Here is a 14,391-nt window from a genome sequence, read left to right as displayed (position 1 = left end):
CCGTTCTGGTCGGCTTCATGCTGCAGGAAACTGCCCCTGTTGGCCATCCTTCGTAATCGTTTGCGAGCGACAAGGCTTTGTCCTTGTCGCTCGCGTTTTTCGTCGCTCTCTCAGCGGTCTGGAATGCTCTGCGGATTGTGCGCAGGTTGTGTCTAAAAAATCGATTCTTGAATACAAAGCGTTTTCTGCGTATAATTCTCGATTGCGTCTGGACTTAGATGGATACACCCGGACGCGTGGCAACCGGAGTCGCACGTGCCCAGCCTCCCTGCGGCACATCGGCGGCAATCGGAGCCACGAAGAGACGAAGGATTCTCGGTGTACGGAGAGGCGTGCGAGCGAGAATCCGCAGAAAGGAAAGCAATGGGAGTCAAACAGTACAAGCCGACCAGCCCCGGCCGACGCTTCCAAACGGTCTCGGACTTCGCCGAGATCACGACGTCGACGCCGGAGAAGTCGCTGCTTGCGCCGCTGTCCAACAAGGCAGGACGCAACAACAACGGCCGCATCACCACCCGCCATCAGGGCGGCGGTAACAAGCGCCGTTACCGCATCATCGACTTCAAGCGCAACAAGGACGGCGTCCCCGCGAAGGTCGCGACCATCGAGTACGACCCGAACCGCAGCGCCCGCATCGCCCTGTTGCACTACGTCGACGGCGAGAAGCGCTACATCCTTCATCCGAAGGGCCTCCGCGTGGGCGATACCGTCATGAGCGGTGTCGAGGCCGACATCAAGCCGGGCAACGCCCTGCCGTTGGCCAACATCCCCGTCGGTACGCTCATCCACGCCGTGGAGCTGCAGCCGGGCAAGGGCGCCGCTATCGCCCGTTCCGCCGGCACCAGCATCCAGCTCATGGGCAAGGAGGGCGACTACGCCATCCTGCGCATGCCTTCCTCCGAAATGCGCCGCGTGCTCATCACGTGCCGCGCGACGGTGGGCGAGGTCGGTAACGCCGAACACTCCAACATCAAGATCGGCAAGGCCGGTTGCAACCGTTGGAAGGGCATCCGTCCCAGCGTTCGCGGTACCGTCATGAACCCGGTCGACCACCCGCACGGCGGCGGCGAGGGCAAGAACAAGTCCGCTGGTCGTCACCCGGTCACCCCGTGGGGCGTTCCCACGAAGGGCCATCGCACCCGCAATCCCAAGAAGGCTTCGAGCCGCTTGATCATCCGCCGTCGCAAGAAGTAGCGCAAAGCGTTAAGGAGTAATAGTGAGTAGAAGTTTGAAGAAGGGTCCTTTCGTTGAACCGCGCCTTCTTGATCGTATCGAGAAGATGAATGCGGCGGGCGAGAAGAACGTCGTGAAGACCTGGTCGCGCTCGAGCACCATCTTCCCGGAAATGGTGGGTCACACCATCGCCGTGCACGATGGCCGCAAGCACGTGCCGGTATACGTTACGGAATCCATGGTCGGCCACAAGCTGGGCGAATTCGCCCCGACCCGCACCTTTAAGGGTCATTCCGCCGACAAGGGCAAGAAGAGATAAGAAGGGGTGAAAACAATGGAAGCTAAAGCAATTGCACGCTATGTCCGCGTTTCGCCCCGTAAGGCGCGTATCGTCATCGATCTGATTCGTGGCAAGTCCGTGCCCGCCGCTCGCGAGATCCTGCAGTTCTCCGACCGCGCCATCGCCGAGGTTGTCGCCAAGACGCTGAACTCCGCTGTGGCCAACGCCGAGAACCAGCACCACGTGCGCCCGGAAACGCTCATCGTGAAGGCCGCCTTCGCCGACGAAGGCCCCACGCTCAAGCGCATCCGTCCGCGCGCCAAGGGCTCCGCTTCGCGCATCCGCAAGCGCACGAGCCACATCACCATCATCGTTGCACCGCGAGAGGAGGCATAAGCCGCATGGGTCAGAAAGTAAGCCCCACCGGGTTCCGTCTCGGCATCACCGAGGAATGGCGTAGCCGCTGGTACGCCGACAAGGATTACGCCAAGAACCTGGCAAACGACTTGGCCATCAGGAAGTTTTTGGACAAGCAGCTCGCCCGTGCCGCCGTCTCCAAGATCGAGATCGAGCGCGCCGGCGACAAGATCAAGATCATCGTGACCACCGCCCGTCCGGGCGTCGTCATCGGCAAGAAGGGCGCTGAGATCGACTCGCTGCGCAAGAAGCTCGAGAAGGTCGCCAACGGTCCGGTGTCCATCGAGGTCGTCGAGGTCAAGCGCCCCGAGCTCGATGCTGCGCTCATCGCGCAGTCCGTTGCCGAGCAGCTCGAGGGACGCGTTGCGTTCCGCCGTGCGATGCGCAAGGCCGTCCAGTCCGCCCGCAAGAGCGGCGCCAAGGGCATCCGCATCCAGTGCTCCGGCCGTCTCGGCGGTGCCGAGATGAGCCGTCGCGAGTGGTATCGCGAAGGTCGCGTGCCGCTGCACACGCTGCGTGCCAAGATCGACTACGGTTTCGCCACGGCTGCTACGACGATGGGCTCCATCGGCGTGCAGGTGTGGGTGTACCACGGCGAAGTGCTCCCCGGCCAGAAGGCTCCCCAGCCGGCGCTCGAGGGCAGCTCTCGCCCCAGCCGTCCCCGTCGCAACGATCGTAACGATAGGAGGGCAAAGTAATGCTCGTACCTAAGCGCGTGAAGCACCGCAAGGTGCAGCGTGGTTCCATGAAGGGCAAGGCCAAAGGCGGCACCCGGTTGAACCACGGCGAATACGGCATCCAGGCGCTCGAAGCCGCTTGGATCACCAACCGCCAGATCGAGGCAGCCCGTATCGCCATGACCCGCTACATGAAGCGTGGCGGCAAGGTGTGGATCACGATCTTCCCGGACAAGCCCATCACGAAGAAGCCTGCCGAGACTCGCATGGGTTCCGGTAAGGGCAACCCCGAGGCATGGGTCGCGGTCGTCAAGCCCGGCCGCATCATGTTCGAGATCGGTGGCGTCGACGAGGCCGTCGCCAAGGAAGCGCTCCGCCTCGCCATCAACAAGTTGCCCATCAAGTGCAAGATTGTTTCTCGTGAAACGGAAGGGCAGGAATAAATGAAAGCAGCAGAGATCCGTGAGCTGTCTGCCGACGATTTGCAGGCGAAACTCAAGGAAGCGCGCGCGGAGCTTTTCAACCTGCGCTTCCAGATGGCTACGAGCCAGCTTGACAACACCGCCCGCGTGAAGCAGGTCAAAAAGGACATCGCGCGTATTCAGACCGAGATGCGCGCCCGCGAGCTGAGCGCATAGCCCGTCGGCTAGGAAGGTTGGATACACATGAGCGAAGAACGTAACTCCCGCAAGGTCCGTCAGGGCGTCGTGGTAAGCGCCGTCAACGACAAGACCTGCGTCGTGCAAGTCAAGGAGCGCAAGCCGCACCCCGTGTACGGCAAGATGATGACGACGACGAAGAAGTTCCATGCCCATGACGAGAACAACGAAGCCGGCCTCGGCGACACCGTTCAGATCATGGAAACGCGTCCGCTGTCGAAGATGAAGCGCTGGCGCCTCGTGAAGATCGTCGAGAAGGCCCAGTAGTCTTGCGCGCTCGTCGCGAAAGACTATCGAGATGAAAGTTAGGTTGAAGCAATGATTCAGATGCAAACCATGCTCGCAGTGGCCGATAACTCCGGCGCTCGCAAGGTGCAGTGCATCAAGGTCCTGGGCGGCTCCAAGCGCCGTTACGCGGGACTGGGCGATGTCATCATCTGCAGCGTTAAAGAAGCCGCGCCGAACACCAACGTGAAGAAGGGCGACGTCGTCCGCTGCGTGGTCGTTCGCGTGAAGAAGGAAGTTCGTCGTGTCGACGGCAGCTACATCAAGTTCGACCAGAACGCAGCCGTTCTGATCGACACGAACGGCGCCCCGCGCGGCACGCGCATCTTCGGGCCCGTCGCCCGCGAGCTGCGCGACAAGAAGTACATGAAGATCGTGTCCCTGGCACCTGAAACGCTCTAAGGAGGTGTGCGCAAATGAACAGCATGAACATCAAAAAGGGCGATAAGGTGAAGGTCCTGGCCGGCAAGGACAAGGGCAAAGAGGGCACGATCCTGCGCTCGCTGCCGCAGAAGCAGCGCGTCGTCGTGGAGAAGGTCAACATCGTCAAGAAGGCTCTTCGCCCCACGCAGCAGAACCCGCAGGGCGGTATCTCTTCGGTGGAGGCTCCCATCCACGTGTCGAACGTGATGCTGGTGTGCCCGAGCTGCAAGCAGCCCACGCGCGTCAGCAACAAGCGCGACGAGAACGGCAAGAAGGTCCGCGTCTGCAAGAAGTGCGGCAAGGACATCGACTAGCACATGAAGGCGGCGCGGCGCTTCGGCGGCGCGCCCCTTTGAGCAATGACCCCCTCCGGCCAGGCCGGTTGGGGACGCAGGGTCGGAAATCCTGCGTTTAATTCATCGAAAGGATACAGGAAAACATGACTGCTCCTCGCTTGAAGGAAAAGTACACCAACGAGATCGTGGCCAAGCTCGAGAAGGATCTCGCCCTCGACAACGTGAACAAGGTTCCGCGCCTTGAGAAGATCGTCGTGAACATGGGCGTGGGCGCCGCCGCTGCCGACCACAAGCTGCTGGACGCCGCCATGGGCGACCTGCGCATCATCACGGGTCAGCAGCCCTGCGTGACGCGCGCCAAGAAGTCCATCGCTGGTTTCCACGTGCGCGAAGGCCAGCCCATCGGCTGCAAGGTCACGCTGCGCGGCGACCGCATGTGGGAGTTCCTCGACCGTCTGCTGGCCACGGCGCTTCCCCGCGTGCGCGACTTCCGCGGCATCTCGCCGACCAGCTTCGACGGCCGCGGCAACTACACCATGGGCGTCACCGAGCAGCTTATCTTCTCGGAGATCGATTACGACAAGATCGATCGCACGCGCGGCATGGACATCACGTTCGTGACGACGGCTCCGGACGACGACAGCGCCTTCGCGCTGCTCGACGCGCTGGGCTTCCCGTTCAAGGACAAGGAATAACCCGCGTTGTCCCACCCAAGGCTGCCCCAAGGCAACCTGCGCTGAAACGTGCACTCGAGCCCGTCCGGACGATCGGACGGGCTGGATATAAGAAAGAAGGATTTGCATGGCTAAGAAATCGATGGTCGCCAAGGCCAAGCGCGAGCCGAAGTTCTCGACGCGTCAGCACAACCGCTGCACGCGCTGCGGACGTCCCCGCGCCTACTACCGCAAGTTCGGCCTGTGCCGCGTCTGCTTGCGCGAGTTGGCCAACAAAGGCGAACTGCCCGGCGTGACCAAAGCTTCGTGGTAAGCCACACGACGATTACGCTCGGGTGTGCCACGGTTCAGGCGGAGGCGTTACGGGCGCCGACGAACCGAATCGACAGGCTCATCACGGACCAAAGGAGAAAATCACTATGACCATGACCGACCCCATTGCAGATATGCTTACGCGCGTGCGTAACGCTAACTCTGCCGGCAAGCCGACGGTGTCCATGCCGTCCAGCAAGAAACTTGTCGAGATAGCCCGCATCATGCAGGAAGAGGGCTATGTTCAGGGCTACGACGTCATCGAGGGCGAGCCGCGCGCTACGCTCGAGATCACGTTGAAGTACGGTGACAAGAAGGCCAAGACGATCCGCGGCATCAAGCGCATCTCGAAGCCCGGCCTGCGCATCTACGCGGGCAAGGACGAGCTGCCCCGCGTGCTCGGTGGCCTCGGCACGGCTATCGTTTCGACGAGCAACGGCGTTATGACCGATCGCGATGCCCGTAAAAAGGGCGTTGGCGGCGAAGTCATCGCCTACATCTGGTAGGAAAGGGAGGGATAGATATGTCTCGTATTGGCAAGCTGCCCGTGACCGTTCCTGCCGGAGTCGATGTGACCATCGACGGCACGACGGTGACGGCGAAAGGGGCGAAGGGCGAACTGACCCGCACCTTCCCCGAGATCATGACCATCAAGCGGGAGGGCGACGACATCATCGTCGAGCGTCCGAACGACTCCCGCGAAGCGAAGGCCTACCACGGCCTCGTGCGCACGCTCATCGCCAACATGGTGGAGGGCGTGTCTGCCGGCTTCTCCAAGAAGCTGCAGCTCGTGGGCGTCGGCTACCGTGCCGCGCTCAAGGGCAAGGATCTTGAGATGCAGCTCGGCTTCTCCCATCCCGTGCTGGTGGAGGCTCCCGAGAACATCACGTTCGAGGTGCCCAGCCAGACCGAGATCATCGTGAGCGGTCCTTCCAAGGAGCAGGTCGGCCAGGTTGCCGCGAACATCCGCAAGTGGCGCAAGCCGGAGCCCTACAAGGGCAAGGGCATTCGCTATGAGGGCGAGCATGTCCGCCGCAAGGTCGGCAAGGCCGGCAAGGACTAGGCGCGAGCCGCGAACGATTGAGATCGAAGGGATTATCATGAACAAGCTTCAGAAAAAGCAGGCTGCGCTGGCTCGTCGCCATCGTCGCGTTCGCGGAAAGATCGCCGGTACGGCGGCTCGTCCCCGCGTGTGCGTCACGCGCAGCAACTCCAACATGTACGTGCAGGTGATCGACGACGTCGCCGGCAAGACGATCTGCGGCGTTTCCACGCTCGGCCCCGATTTCAAGGCCACGGGCAAGAGCGGCGCGACCGTCGAGGGCGCTGCCGCCCTGGGCGCGATCGTGGGCAAGAAGGCGCAGGAATCCGGTGTCACGGAAGTCGTGTTCGACCGTGGCGGCAACCTGTATCACGGGCGCATCAAGGCTTTGGCCGATGCCGCTCGCGAAGCAGGCTTGAAATTCTAGAAGGGGTTAAGGTCTATGGCTCGTAACAAACAAGACAACGCCGCGGTCCCCGAGCTTCAGGAGCGCGTCGTCTACATCAACCGCGTGTCGAAGGTTGTCAAGGGCGGCCGCCGCTTCGCGCTCACCGCGCTCGTGGTGGTCGGCGACGGCAACGGTCGCGTCGGCGTGGGCATGGGCAAGTCCCAGGAAGTGCCGATCGCCATCAAGAAGGGCGTCGAGGACGCGAAGAAGAACATGTTCAGCGTGCCGCTGACGGCCGAGAAGACGCTGCCGCACGAGATCATCGGCGAGTACGGCGCCGGTCGCGTGCTCATCAAGCCGGCTACGCCCGGTACCGGCGTTATCGCCGGCGGCGCGGCTCGTGCGGTCATGGAACTGGCGGGCGTCACCGACTGCTTCGCCAAGTCGCTCGGCACCGACAACGTGATGAACGTGGTCAAGGCCACCGCCGAGGGCCTCAAGAGCATGGAGAGCCCCGAGCAGGTTTCCGAGCGTCGCGGCATGTCCGTCTCCAAGATCTACGGCTGGAAGGAGAAGAACTAATGGCTGACGCAAAGAAGACCCTGCGCATCACCCAGGTGAAAAGCTCCATCGGCTACAAGGAAGACCAGGGCAAGACCCTGCGCGCGCTTGGCCTCGGCAAGATCAACCGCTCCGTGGAGCAGGTGGACAACGAGTCCGTCCGCGGCATGATCTTCAAGGTGAAGCACTTGGTCAAGGTCGAAGAGATCTAATCTTCGTGGTACTTGGCAGGTAGGATATAATGATTCGTCGGCGTGCCGCAACGGCACGCCGATGGTCGATTTACGGAAGTTTGCTGGCGGCGAGCTGCCAGCGCCGGGAAGGGTCCCGGACAGCGAAAGAAGGAGAAACTAACATGGAACTCAAGGATCTCAAGCCGGCTGAAGGTTCGCGCAAGCCCCGCAAGCGCGTGGGTCGCGGTCCCGCGTCGGGCACGGGCAAGACGTCCGGTCGCGGTATGAACGGCCAGAAGTCGCGTGCTGGCGGCGGCAAGGGTGCAGGCTTCGAGGGCGGTCAGACGCCGCTCGCTCGTCGTCTGCCGAAGCTCCCGGGCTTCAAGAACATCAACCACGTGGAGTACCTGCCCGTCAACGTGAAGCGTCTCGAGGAGACCTTCGAGGCCGGCGACGTGGTGAACGGCGAAAGCCTCAAGGCCAAGGGCATCATCAAGCACGCCGACGCGCTCGTGAAGGTGCTGGGCGACGGCGAGATCACCAAGGCTCTCACCGTGCAGGTGGATAAGGTGTCTGCTTCCGCCAAGGCGAAGATCGAAGCAGCCGGAGGAAAGGTCGAAGAGCCTTGCTAAGCTCGATCATCGATGCATTCAAGGTACCGGAGCTGCGCAAGAAGATCTTGTTCACTCTGGCTATCCTCGCGCTGTATCGTTTCGGCGCGTACGTGCCGGTGCCCGGCATCCCGTTCAACGAGTTCGCGAACTCGTTCCAGGACTCGGGCGTGTCCATGACCATGCTCGACCTGTTCACGGGCGGTGCGTTGTCGAACTTCTCGGTGTTCTCGCTGGGTATCATGCCCTACATCACGGCATCGATCATCATGCAGCTGATGCAGGGCGTCATCCCCGCCATCGGGCGCTGGGCTAAGGAAGGCGAGACGGGTCGTCGCAAGATCACGCAGATCACGCGTTACCTGACGTTGGGTCTGGGTCTGATCAATGCCATCGGCTACCTGCTGCTGTTCAAGTCGCCGCAGTACGGCGTGGTGTTCTCCACGGAGGTGCCGGAGATCCTCACCGACATCCTCGTCGTGTTCACGCTCGTGGCGGGCACTGCGTTCATCATGTGGATGGGCGAGCTTATCACGCAGCGCGGCATCGGCAACGGCATGTCGCTCATCATCTTCGTGAGCATCGTGTCGCGCGTGCCGAGCGCCATTTTCTCGTCGATGAACCTCACGGCCGATACCACTATGGGCGTCGCGATTACGGTGGTCACCCTGCTTGTGGTGCTTGCCTGCATTCCCGCGATCATCTTCGTGGAGCGTGCGCAGCGCCGCATCCCGGTGAACTATGCCAAGCGCGTGCAGGGTCGCAAGATGATGGGCGGCCAGTCCACCTACATTCCCCTCAAGGTGAATGCGGCGGGCGTCATCCCGATCATCTTCGCGAGCTGCCTGATCTACTTCCCGGCGCAGCTGGCGGCCCTGTTCAACGTGGGCTGGCTGACGGCGGTGGCCGACGCCATCTCCACCGGCTGGGTCAACTGGATCCTCACCGTGCTGCTCATCGTGTTCTTCGCGTACTTCTACACCTCCATGGTGTTCAATCCGGAGGAGACGGCCGACAACCTGCGCAAGCAGGGCGGCTTCATTCCCGGTGTGCGTCCGGGCACGGCGACGGTGACCTATATCAAGAACGTGCTGCATCGCGTCACGCTGCCCGGCGGCATCTTCATCGCCGCCATCGCGGTGGTGCCGACGATCATCTTCTACTTCACCGGCAATACACTCATCCAGGCGTTCGGCGGCACTTCGATCCTCATTATGATCGGCGTGGCCCTCGACACCATGAATAAGGTGGAAAGCCAGCTGAAGATGCACAACTACGAAGGCTTCTTCAAGTAATGGGTTCCGCTGGCCTTGCGGCCAGCGGAACAAGCCGCCGCTGCGAAGCCCCGAGGTGCCTTGCCTTGCCGCTCCAAGTCCTCATCGCGTACCGAAGTACGCTTCCTCGGACGTTCACGGCAATTCAAGGCACCTCGGGGCTTCTCGCTGTCTTTACGAACGACCTGCGAGTTTATTATGCGCCCTTCGGGGCGCATTCGTTCGCTCTGCCTGTCTTTCTGTTGAAATGCGCGCGTACGGCGTAGGGCTTTGATACAATACGGCGCATCGATTGTATGTCGAAAGGATTGAACCATCATGAATATCGTGTTGTTAGGGGCGCCGGGTGCTGGTAAGGGTACGCAGGCGGCCAAGCTGGTTGAAGAGTTCGGCACGCCGCACATCTCCACGGGCGACATGCTGCGCGCTGCCGTAAAGGCCGGCACGCCGCTGGGGCAGAAGGCGAAGTCTTTCATGGACGCGGGCGACCTCGTGCCCGACGATGTCATCATCGGCCTGGTCACCGAGCGCCTGCAGGATCCGGACACCGAGAAGGGCTTCATCCTCGACGGCTTCCCGCGCACGTCCGCGCAGGCGGTCGCGCTTGACGCCGAGCTGTCCAAGCTGGGTCGTCCGCTGGACGCGGCGCTGCTCGTCGACGTTGACCCCGAGGTCATCGTCAAGCGCCTCACCTCGCGTCGCATGTGCCGCGACTGCAACTACATCGGCACCGCCGCCGACGAGACCTGCCCCAAGTGCGGTGGCGAGATGTACCAGCGCGACGACGACAACGAGGCCACGGTGCGCAACCGCCTCGACGTGTACGAGAAGTCCACGGCTCCGCTGATCGACTACTATCGCGGGTGCGACCTGCTCGTCTCCATCGACGGCGATCGCGATCCGAACGTGGTGTACGCCGACGTGAAGCAGGCGCTTGGTCTGTAAAGCGCGTCCGCGCGCTTTTTGCACGCAATCTTGAAGGCGGACGGGGCTTGAGCTGCCTCGCCCGCCTTTTTTCATCTATAATTCCATACCAATATGCCGACCGTACGCCAGAACATAGCCTATGCCTACAACGGCTTCATGAGCAGGCACCGCTTGGCGGCGGTTCACCTGATCAAGAGCGCGCTTGCCATCGTACTGATCTCGCTTCTGCTCGAGACGTTCCTGTTCAACATCAACTACTTCACGTCGGCGAACTACAACACCATCTCGCTGAACGACAAGCTCACCTTGCAGGAGACCGTTGACGACCAGTACAAGGTGACCGCGGTGAACCACGTGCTGGAGTTCTCGAACCTCAACACCGAGGTGCACAACATCTGGCTGAACTTCGACTACCGGCAGCCTGCGCAGGATCTGACGGTGAAGATCCAGTTCACTGACGACGCGCACCATACGTACTTCGACTCCACGGAGTACACGGTAGGCGTGCCACCGGTGGGGGTGTCCACGTTCAGCGATCAGAGCGAGTACATCAACCTCAACACGACGGGCCTCGTGAAGAACCTGCGTATCGAGATCGCGGGCGACGACGTGAGCTATCCCATCAAGCTGAGCGACATCGTCCTCAACGCGCATCACCCGTTCGACTTCAACACGACGCGCTTCTTCGTCTGCATGGGCCTGCTGGCGTTGGCGTTCGCGTTCCGTCCGGGCTCGGCCATCTACCGCATCGGCATCGTCAGCGAGCCGCGCAAGTCGAAGGCCGCCATCGTCGCAACGGTGGCTATCGAGGTGTGTCTGCTGGGCTCGTTCCTGTTCCTGGGATCGAATCTCGTGGGCGTGGCCACGCAAAGCTACAACAGCGGCTCGTGGGACGGCAAGAGCCTGGTCAACGTATTCGAGGTGGGCGGTGACAACGCGCAGCAGTACGCGGAATTGGCGAAGGCCATGGCTCACGGCCAGCTGTACCTGGAGGAGGAGCCGCCGCAGTGGCTGCAAGACTCCAACGACCCCTACGACAAGGGCGCGCGCGACGAGATGCAGAAGGAGACGGGAGAACCCTATCTTTTCGACGTGGCGTATTATAACGGGCACTACTACGTGTACTTCGGCGTGGTGCCGGTCATATTGTTCTACCTGCCGTTCTACTTGCTGACGGGCGCGAATTTCCCCACGGCCATCGGCGTGCTGATCGCCGTCGTGGCGTTCGTGCTGGGATGCTCGGCGCTGTTGGACCGGTTCGCGCGCTACCACTTCAAACGGGTGAGCTTGGGGTTGTACCTGTTGCTGCAGATACCGCTGGTCATGTGCTGCGGCGTGCTGTACCTGCTGAAGTTCCCGACGTTCTACTCGCTGCCCATCGCACTGGGCCTGGCGTTCTCGGTGTGGGGTCTGTACTTCTGGATGAAGGGGCGCGCTTCGGCGGGACCCGAGAAGTGGTATCTTGCGGGATCGCTGTGCATGGCGCTGGTCGCGGGATGCCGCCCGCAGCTGCTGGTGCTGTCGTTGGTGGCGTTTCCGTTGTTCTGGCGCGCGTACATCACCAAGCGCCGGCTGCTCACCCCGCGTGGCGCACGCGAGTTCGCCTGCCTCATCGCGCCCTACCTCGTGGTGGCGGCCGGCCTGATGGCGTACAACCATGCGCGCTTCGGCTCGTTCACGGACTTCGGGGCGAACTACAACCTCACGGTGAACGACATGACGAAGCGCGGGTGGAACATCGGGCGTTTGGCCCCGGCGCTGTTCGCTTACTTCCTGCAACCGCCCAGCGCAACGGGCGTGTTCCCGTATTTGCAGCCGGCGCCGTTCGATACCACGTACATGGGGCAGACCATCAAGGAAGTCACCTTCGGCGGCATCTTCGCGTGCCTGCCGGTGCTGTGGGTGCTGCCGTTCGCGAAGCGCGTCCTGCAGCTGCGCATGAGCCAGCGCTCCACGCGCACCATCGCGGGCGTCATCGTCGTGCTGCTGCTGGGTGGCGTCATCGTGGCGCTGGCCGATGCGGAGATGGCCGGCATCCTGCAACGATACTTCGCCGACTTCAGCTTCATGTTCTTGGCCGCGGTGGTGCTGCTCGTGTTTATCGTGAACGAGAACCTGCAGCCCGGTTCGACCGTGCAGAACCTGCTCATGAAGGTGCTGCTCGTGCTGGTGGCCGTGTCGGTGCTGTACAGCGCGCTTCTGTGCTTCGTGCCCGAGACGGGCTGGTACTCCGACGTGTATCCGTGGGCGTACCGCGACATCATCGAAACCGCGCAGTTCTGGACATAGATCCGTATCCGTATCCGTTCGATCCGAGAGAAGAGAGGTTCCATGGAATTCATCATCGCCGAGAGCACCGAGGATATGAGCCGTCGCGCCGCCGACCGCATCGCGTCGTTCGTCGAGGCCGACCCGTCGTGCGTGCTGGGGCTGGCCACGGGCACGACGCCCATCGGCTTGTATGCGTGCCTCGTTGACGATTGCGCGCAGGGTAAGATCAGCTTCGCCGACGTGACCACGTTCAACCTGGACGAGTATCGCGGCCTCGATCCCGAGCACGATCAGAGCTACCGCTACTTCATGAAGAAGCACCTGTTCGATCATGTGGACATCGATCAGGCACGCACGCATGTGCCCGAGGGCTCGAACCCCGATGCCGAGGCCGTGTGCGCAGCCTACGAACAGGCCATTGAAGAGGCGGGCGGCATCGATTTGCAGCTGCTCGGCCTCGGCCCGAACGGGCACATCGGCTTCAACGAGCCCGAGGACACGTTCCCGAAGGCCACGCACTGCGTGGATCTCACCGAGAGCACCATCCAAGCGAACAGCCGCCTGTTCGACCGCGTTGAAGACGTGCCGCGCCAGGCGTACACCATGGGCATCGGCACCATCATGGCCGCGCGCAGCGTGCTCGTGGTGGTGGAGGGTTCCCACAAGGCCGAGATCGTGAAGAAGGCGTTCTTCGGCCCGGTCACGCCCGAAGTGCCGGCGTCCATCCTGCAGTTCCATCCCGACGCCACCGTCATCGTCGATCCGGCAGCGGGTGCGCTGTGCAAGTAAGGGGCGGCTCGGTTCTGATGGGCGCGGGATTCGCGTCCGCCGACATCGTCATCGAAGGCGAGCGCTTCGCGGCTGTCGACCCGCAGGGCACTGCGGCGACGGCGGCTGACGGTCAGGTACTCGACGCGTCGGGATGCTACGTCGTTCCGGGCCTCATCGACCTGCATTTCCATGGATGCGTGGGGCACGACTTCTGCGACGGCACCGAAGAGGCCATCGACGCCATCGCGCGGCACGAGGCCTCGTGCGGCGTGACGGCCATCTGCCCGGCCACGATGACCTATCCCGAAGACGTGCTGGCTCCCATCATGGACGCCGCGGCCTCCTACGAGGCGAAGCGCGACGGGGCGGCGCTCGTGGGCATCAACATGGAGGGTCCCTACATCTCGCCCGGCAACATCGGCGCGCAGAACCCTGCCTACCTCCATCTGCCCGACGAGGCGATGTTCCGTCGCTTGCAGGAACGTTCGGGCAATCTCATCAAATTGGTCGACGTGGCGCCCGAGGTGGACGGCGCGCTCGATTTCATCCGCTCGGTGTCGTCCGGCGTGCGCGTGTCCATCGCGCATACGCAGGCCGACTACGATACCGCGTGCGCGGCCATCGAAGCCGGCGCTCGGCAGATGACGCACCTGTGCAACGCCATGCCGCCGCTGCACCACCGCAAGCCCGGCCCCATCGGCGCGGCGTTCGACCATTCAGAGGTGATGCCCGAGCTTATCGCCGACGGGGTGCATATCCATCCGTCCATGGTGCGTCTCCTGTTCGCCGCTTTCGGAGCCGATAGGGTCATCCTTATCAGCGACTCGATGATGGCGACGGGCCTCGACGACGGCGAGTACTCGCTGGGCGGCCAGGATGTCACCGTGCGGGGCAACGTCGCCACGCTGCGCAGCGGCACTATCGCGGGCTCGGCCACCGACCTCATGGCGTGTGTGCGCGTCGCCGTACGCGACATGGGCATCCCGCTGGATGCAGCTGTTCGGGCCGCCAGCGCCAATCCTGCCCGTGCGTTGGGGCTGGAAGGGGAGCGCGGCAGCATCGAGGTCGGCAAGATCGCCGACGCCGTGGTGCTCGATGAGAACCTCCGCGTGCGCCACGTGATCCTGCGAGGCGAGCTGCTGGGGTAGCTTTCTGCGTTCATTGCGCCGGGCGAGGG

General features: G+C 62.6%; 22 protein-coding genes. All 22 read left to right on the top strand.

Translation table 11 applies throughout. The features are described from left to right. The first annotated feature begins 363 nt into the window (after positions 1-363). The 22 genes from rplB (at position 364) to nagA (ending at position 14,362) form a co-directional block, all read left to right on the top strand. The gene (rplB, locus tag ELEN_RS10930) at positions 364-1,194 is read left to right on the top strand and encodes a 50S ribosomal protein L2 (protein ID WP_015760988.1); all 831 of its coding nucleotides are present in this window, start codon (positions 364-366) and stop codon (positions 1,192-1,194) included. 22 nt (positions 1,195-1,216) lie between these two features. Beyond that, on the top strand, positions 1,217-1,492 hold the full coding sequence (gene rpsS / locus ELEN_RS10925) for a 30S ribosomal protein S19 (RefSeq protein WP_009306352.1): 276 nt from the start codon (positions 1,217-1,219) through the stop codon (positions 1,490-1,492). A gap of 15 nt (positions 1,493-1,507) precedes the next feature. After that, complete coding sequence (gene rplV, locus ELEN_RS10920) at positions 1,508-1,849, top strand: 50S ribosomal protein L22 (RefSeq protein WP_009306351.1); 342 nt, start codon at positions 1,508-1,510, stop codon at positions 1,847-1,849. Between the two features lie 5 nt (positions 1,850-1,854). Further along, the gene (rpsC, locus tag ELEN_RS10915; protein WP_009306350.1) at positions 1,855-2,568 is read left to right on the top strand and encodes a 30S ribosomal protein S3; all 714 of its coding nucleotides are present in this window, start codon (positions 1,855-1,857) and stop codon (positions 2,566-2,568) included. Beyond that, complete coding sequence (gene rplP, locus ELEN_RS10910; protein ID WP_009306349.1) at positions 2,568-2,990, top strand: 50S ribosomal protein L16; 423 nt, start codon at positions 2,568-2,570, stop codon at positions 2,988-2,990. The genes rpsC and rplP overlap by 1 nt, the downstream gene beginning before the upstream one ends. Next, positions 2,991-3,185 (top strand): 50S ribosomal protein L29, encoded by a 195-nt coding sequence (rpmC, locus tag ELEN_RS10905; protein ID WP_009306348.1) that lies wholly within the window; start codon positions 2,991-2,993, stop codon positions 3,183-3,185. Between the two features lie 27 nt (positions 3,186-3,212). Continuing rightward, positions 3,213-3,473: a 30S ribosomal protein S17 gene (gene rpsQ, locus ELEN_RS10900; protein ID WP_009306347.1), complete on the top strand. Its 261-nt coding sequence runs from the start codon at positions 3,213-3,215 to the stop codon at positions 3,471-3,473. Between the two features lie 51 nt (positions 3,474-3,524). Then, positions 3,525-3,893, top strand: coding sequence for a 50S ribosomal protein L14 (gene rplN / locus ELEN_RS10895; RefSeq protein WP_015760987.1), 369 nt, complete (start codon positions 3,525-3,527; stop codon positions 3,891-3,893). A gap of 14 nt (positions 3,894-3,907) precedes the next feature. After that, entirely contained in the window at positions 3,908-4,228 is a 321-nt protein-coding gene (gene rplX / locus ELEN_RS10890; RefSeq protein ID WP_009306345.1) for a 50S ribosomal protein L24, read from the top strand. 125 nt (positions 4,229-4,353) lie between these two features. Continuing rightward, complete coding sequence (gene rplE, locus ELEN_RS10885; protein ID WP_009306344.1) at positions 4,354-4,905, top strand: 50S ribosomal protein L5; 552 nt, start codon at positions 4,354-4,356, stop codon at positions 4,903-4,905. A 106-nt stretch (positions 4,906-5,011) separates the two neighbouring features. Then, the gene (locus ELEN_RS10880) at positions 5,012-5,197 is read left to right on the top strand and encodes a type Z 30S ribosomal protein S14 (protein ID WP_009306343.1); all 186 of its coding nucleotides are present in this window, start codon (positions 5,012-5,014) and stop codon (positions 5,195-5,197) included. Between the two features lie 106 nt (positions 5,198-5,303). Then, entirely contained in the window at positions 5,304-5,702 is a 399-nt protein-coding gene (gene rpsH / locus ELEN_RS10875; RefSeq protein ID WP_009306342.1) for a 30S ribosomal protein S8, read from the top strand. 17 nt (positions 5,703-5,719) lie between these two features. Then, positions 5,720-6,259 carry a 50S ribosomal protein L6 gene (rplF, locus tag ELEN_RS10870; protein WP_009306341.1) on the top strand — a complete coding sequence of 180 codons (540 nt, stop codon included), beginning with the start codon at positions 5,720-5,722 and terminating at the stop codon, positions 6,257-6,259. Between the two features lie 37 nt (positions 6,260-6,296). After that, positions 6,297-6,665 (top strand): 50S ribosomal protein L18, encoded by a 369-nt coding sequence (gene rplR / locus ELEN_RS10865; protein ID WP_009306340.1) that lies wholly within the window; start codon positions 6,297-6,299, stop codon positions 6,663-6,665. A 15-nt stretch (positions 6,666-6,680) separates the two neighbouring features. Beyond that, entirely contained in the window at positions 6,681-7,208 is a 528-nt protein-coding gene (rpsE, locus tag ELEN_RS10860) for a 30S ribosomal protein S5 (protein ID WP_015760986.1), read from the top strand. Continuing rightward, positions 7,208-7,399 carry a 50S ribosomal protein L30 gene (gene rpmD / locus ELEN_RS10855; protein WP_009306338.1) on the top strand — a complete coding sequence of 64 codons (192 nt, stop codon included), beginning with the start codon at positions 7,208-7,210 and terminating at the stop codon, positions 7,397-7,399. Before rpsE ends, rpmD begins: the two co-directional genes overlap by 1 nt. Positions 7,400-7,542: 143 nt before the next feature. Then, the gene (gene rplO, locus ELEN_RS10850; RefSeq protein ID WP_009306337.1) at positions 7,543-7,992 is read left to right on the top strand and encodes a 50S ribosomal protein L15; all 450 of its coding nucleotides are present in this window, start codon (positions 7,543-7,545) and stop codon (positions 7,990-7,992) included. Further along, complete coding sequence (gene secY / locus ELEN_RS10845) at positions 7,986-9,266, top strand: preprotein translocase subunit SecY (RefSeq protein ID WP_009607815.1); 1,281 nt, start codon at positions 7,986-7,988, stop codon at positions 9,264-9,266. Before rplO ends, secY begins: the two co-directional genes overlap by 7 nt. 297 nt (positions 9,267-9,563) lie before the next feature. Continuing rightward, positions 9,564-10,190, top strand: coding sequence for an adenylate kinase (locus ELEN_RS10840; RefSeq protein ID WP_009306335.1), 627 nt, complete (start codon positions 9,564-9,566; stop codon positions 10,188-10,190). A 153-nt stretch (positions 10,191-10,343) separates the two neighbouring features. Continuing rightward, positions 10,344-12,461, top strand: coding sequence for a putative membrane protein (locus ELEN_RS10835; RefSeq protein WP_021410437.1), 2,118 nt, complete (start codon positions 10,344-10,346; stop codon positions 12,459-12,461). Between the two features lie 42 nt (positions 12,462-12,503). Further along, positions 12,504-13,232, top strand: a complete 729-nt coding sequence (nagB, locus tag ELEN_RS10830) for a glucosamine-6-phosphate deaminase (protein ID WP_015760985.1) — start codon at positions 12,504-12,506, stop codon at positions 13,230-13,232. Positions 13,233-13,249: 17 nt separating this feature from the next. Further along, the gene (nagA, locus tag ELEN_RS10825) at positions 13,250-14,362 is read left to right on the top strand and encodes an N-acetylglucosamine-6-phosphate deacetylase (protein ID WP_015760984.1); all 1,113 of its coding nucleotides are present in this window, start codon (positions 13,250-13,252) and stop codon (positions 14,360-14,362) included. Positions 14,363-14,391: the final 29 nt, after the last annotated feature.

Origin of the sequence: Eggerthella lenta DSM 2243 (genome assembly GCF_000024265.1) — a bacterium.
Classification (GTDB): Bacteria; Actinomycetota; Coriobacteriia; order Coriobacteriales; family Eggerthellaceae; genus Eggerthella; species Eggerthella lenta.
Note: the sequence above shows the minus strand (reverse complement) of the source record. Positions and strands in the feature narration are given on the sequence as shown.

Bases quoted from the DNA above. Each gene is read 5' to 3' on its own strand.
- rplB (WP_015760988.1), top strand. From the start codon at position 364: ATGGGAGTCAAACAGTACAAGCCGACCAGCCCCGGCCGACGCTTCCAA.
- rplV (WP_009306351.1), top strand. From the start codon at position 1,508: ATGGAAGCTAAAGCAATTGCACGCTATGTCCGCGTTTCGCCCCGTAAG.
- rpsC (WP_009306350.1), top strand. From the start codon at position 1,855: ATGGGTCAGAAAGTAAGCCCCACCGGGTTCCGTCTCGGCATCACCGAG.
- rplP (WP_009306349.1), top strand. From the start codon at position 2,568: ATGCTCGTACCTAAGCGCGTGAAGCACCGCAAGGTGCAGCGTGGTTCC.
- rpmC (WP_009306348.1), top strand. From the start codon at position 2,991: ATGAAAGCAGCAGAGATCCGTGAGCTGTCTGCCGACGATTTGCAGGCG.
- rpsQ (WP_009306347.1), top strand. From the start codon at position 3,213: ATGAGCGAAGAACGTAACTCCCGCAAGGTCCGTCAGGGCGTCGTGGTA.
- rplN (WP_015760987.1), top strand. From the start codon at position 3,525: ATGATTCAGATGCAAACCATGCTCGCAGTGGCCGATAACTCCGGCGCT.
- rplX (WP_009306345.1), top strand. From the start codon at position 3,908: ATGAACAGCATGAACATCAAAAAGGGCGATAAGGTGAAGGTCCTGGCC.
- rplE (WP_009306344.1), top strand. From the start codon at position 4,354: ATGACTGCTCCTCGCTTGAAGGAAAAGTACACCAACGAGATCGTGGCC.
- ELEN_RS10880 (WP_009306343.1), top strand. From the start codon at position 5,012: ATGGCTAAGAAATCGATGGTCGCCAAGGCCAAGCGCGAGCCGAAGTTC.
- rpsH (WP_009306342.1), top strand. From the start codon at position 5,304: ATGACCATGACCGACCCCATTGCAGATATGCTTACGCGCGTGCGTAAC.
- rplF (WP_009306341.1), top strand. From the start codon at position 5,720: ATGTCTCGTATTGGCAAGCTGCCCGTGACCGTTCCTGCCGGAGTCGAT.
- rplR (WP_009306340.1), top strand. From the start codon at position 6,297: ATGAACAAGCTTCAGAAAAAGCAGGCTGCGCTGGCTCGTCGCCATCGT.
- rpsE (WP_015760986.1), top strand. From the start codon at position 6,681: ATGGCTCGTAACAAACAAGACAACGCCGCGGTCCCCGAGCTTCAGGAG.
- rpmD (WP_009306338.1), top strand. From the start codon at position 7,208: ATGGCTGACGCAAAGAAGACCCTGCGCATCACCCAGGTGAAAAGCTCC.
- rplO (WP_009306337.1), top strand. From the start codon at position 7,543: ATGGAACTCAAGGATCTCAAGCCGGCTGAAGGTTCGCGCAAGCCCCGC.
- ELEN_RS10840 (WP_009306335.1), top strand. From the start codon at position 9,564: ATGAATATCGTGTTGTTAGGGGCGCCGGGTGCTGGTAAGGGTACGCAG.
- nagB (WP_015760985.1), top strand. From the start codon at position 12,504: ATGGAATTCATCATCGCCGAGAGCACCGAGGATATGAGCCGTCGCGCC.
- nagA (WP_015760984.1), top strand. From the start codon at position 13,250: ATGGGCGCGGGATTCGCGTCCGCCGACATCGTCATCGAAGGCGAGCGC.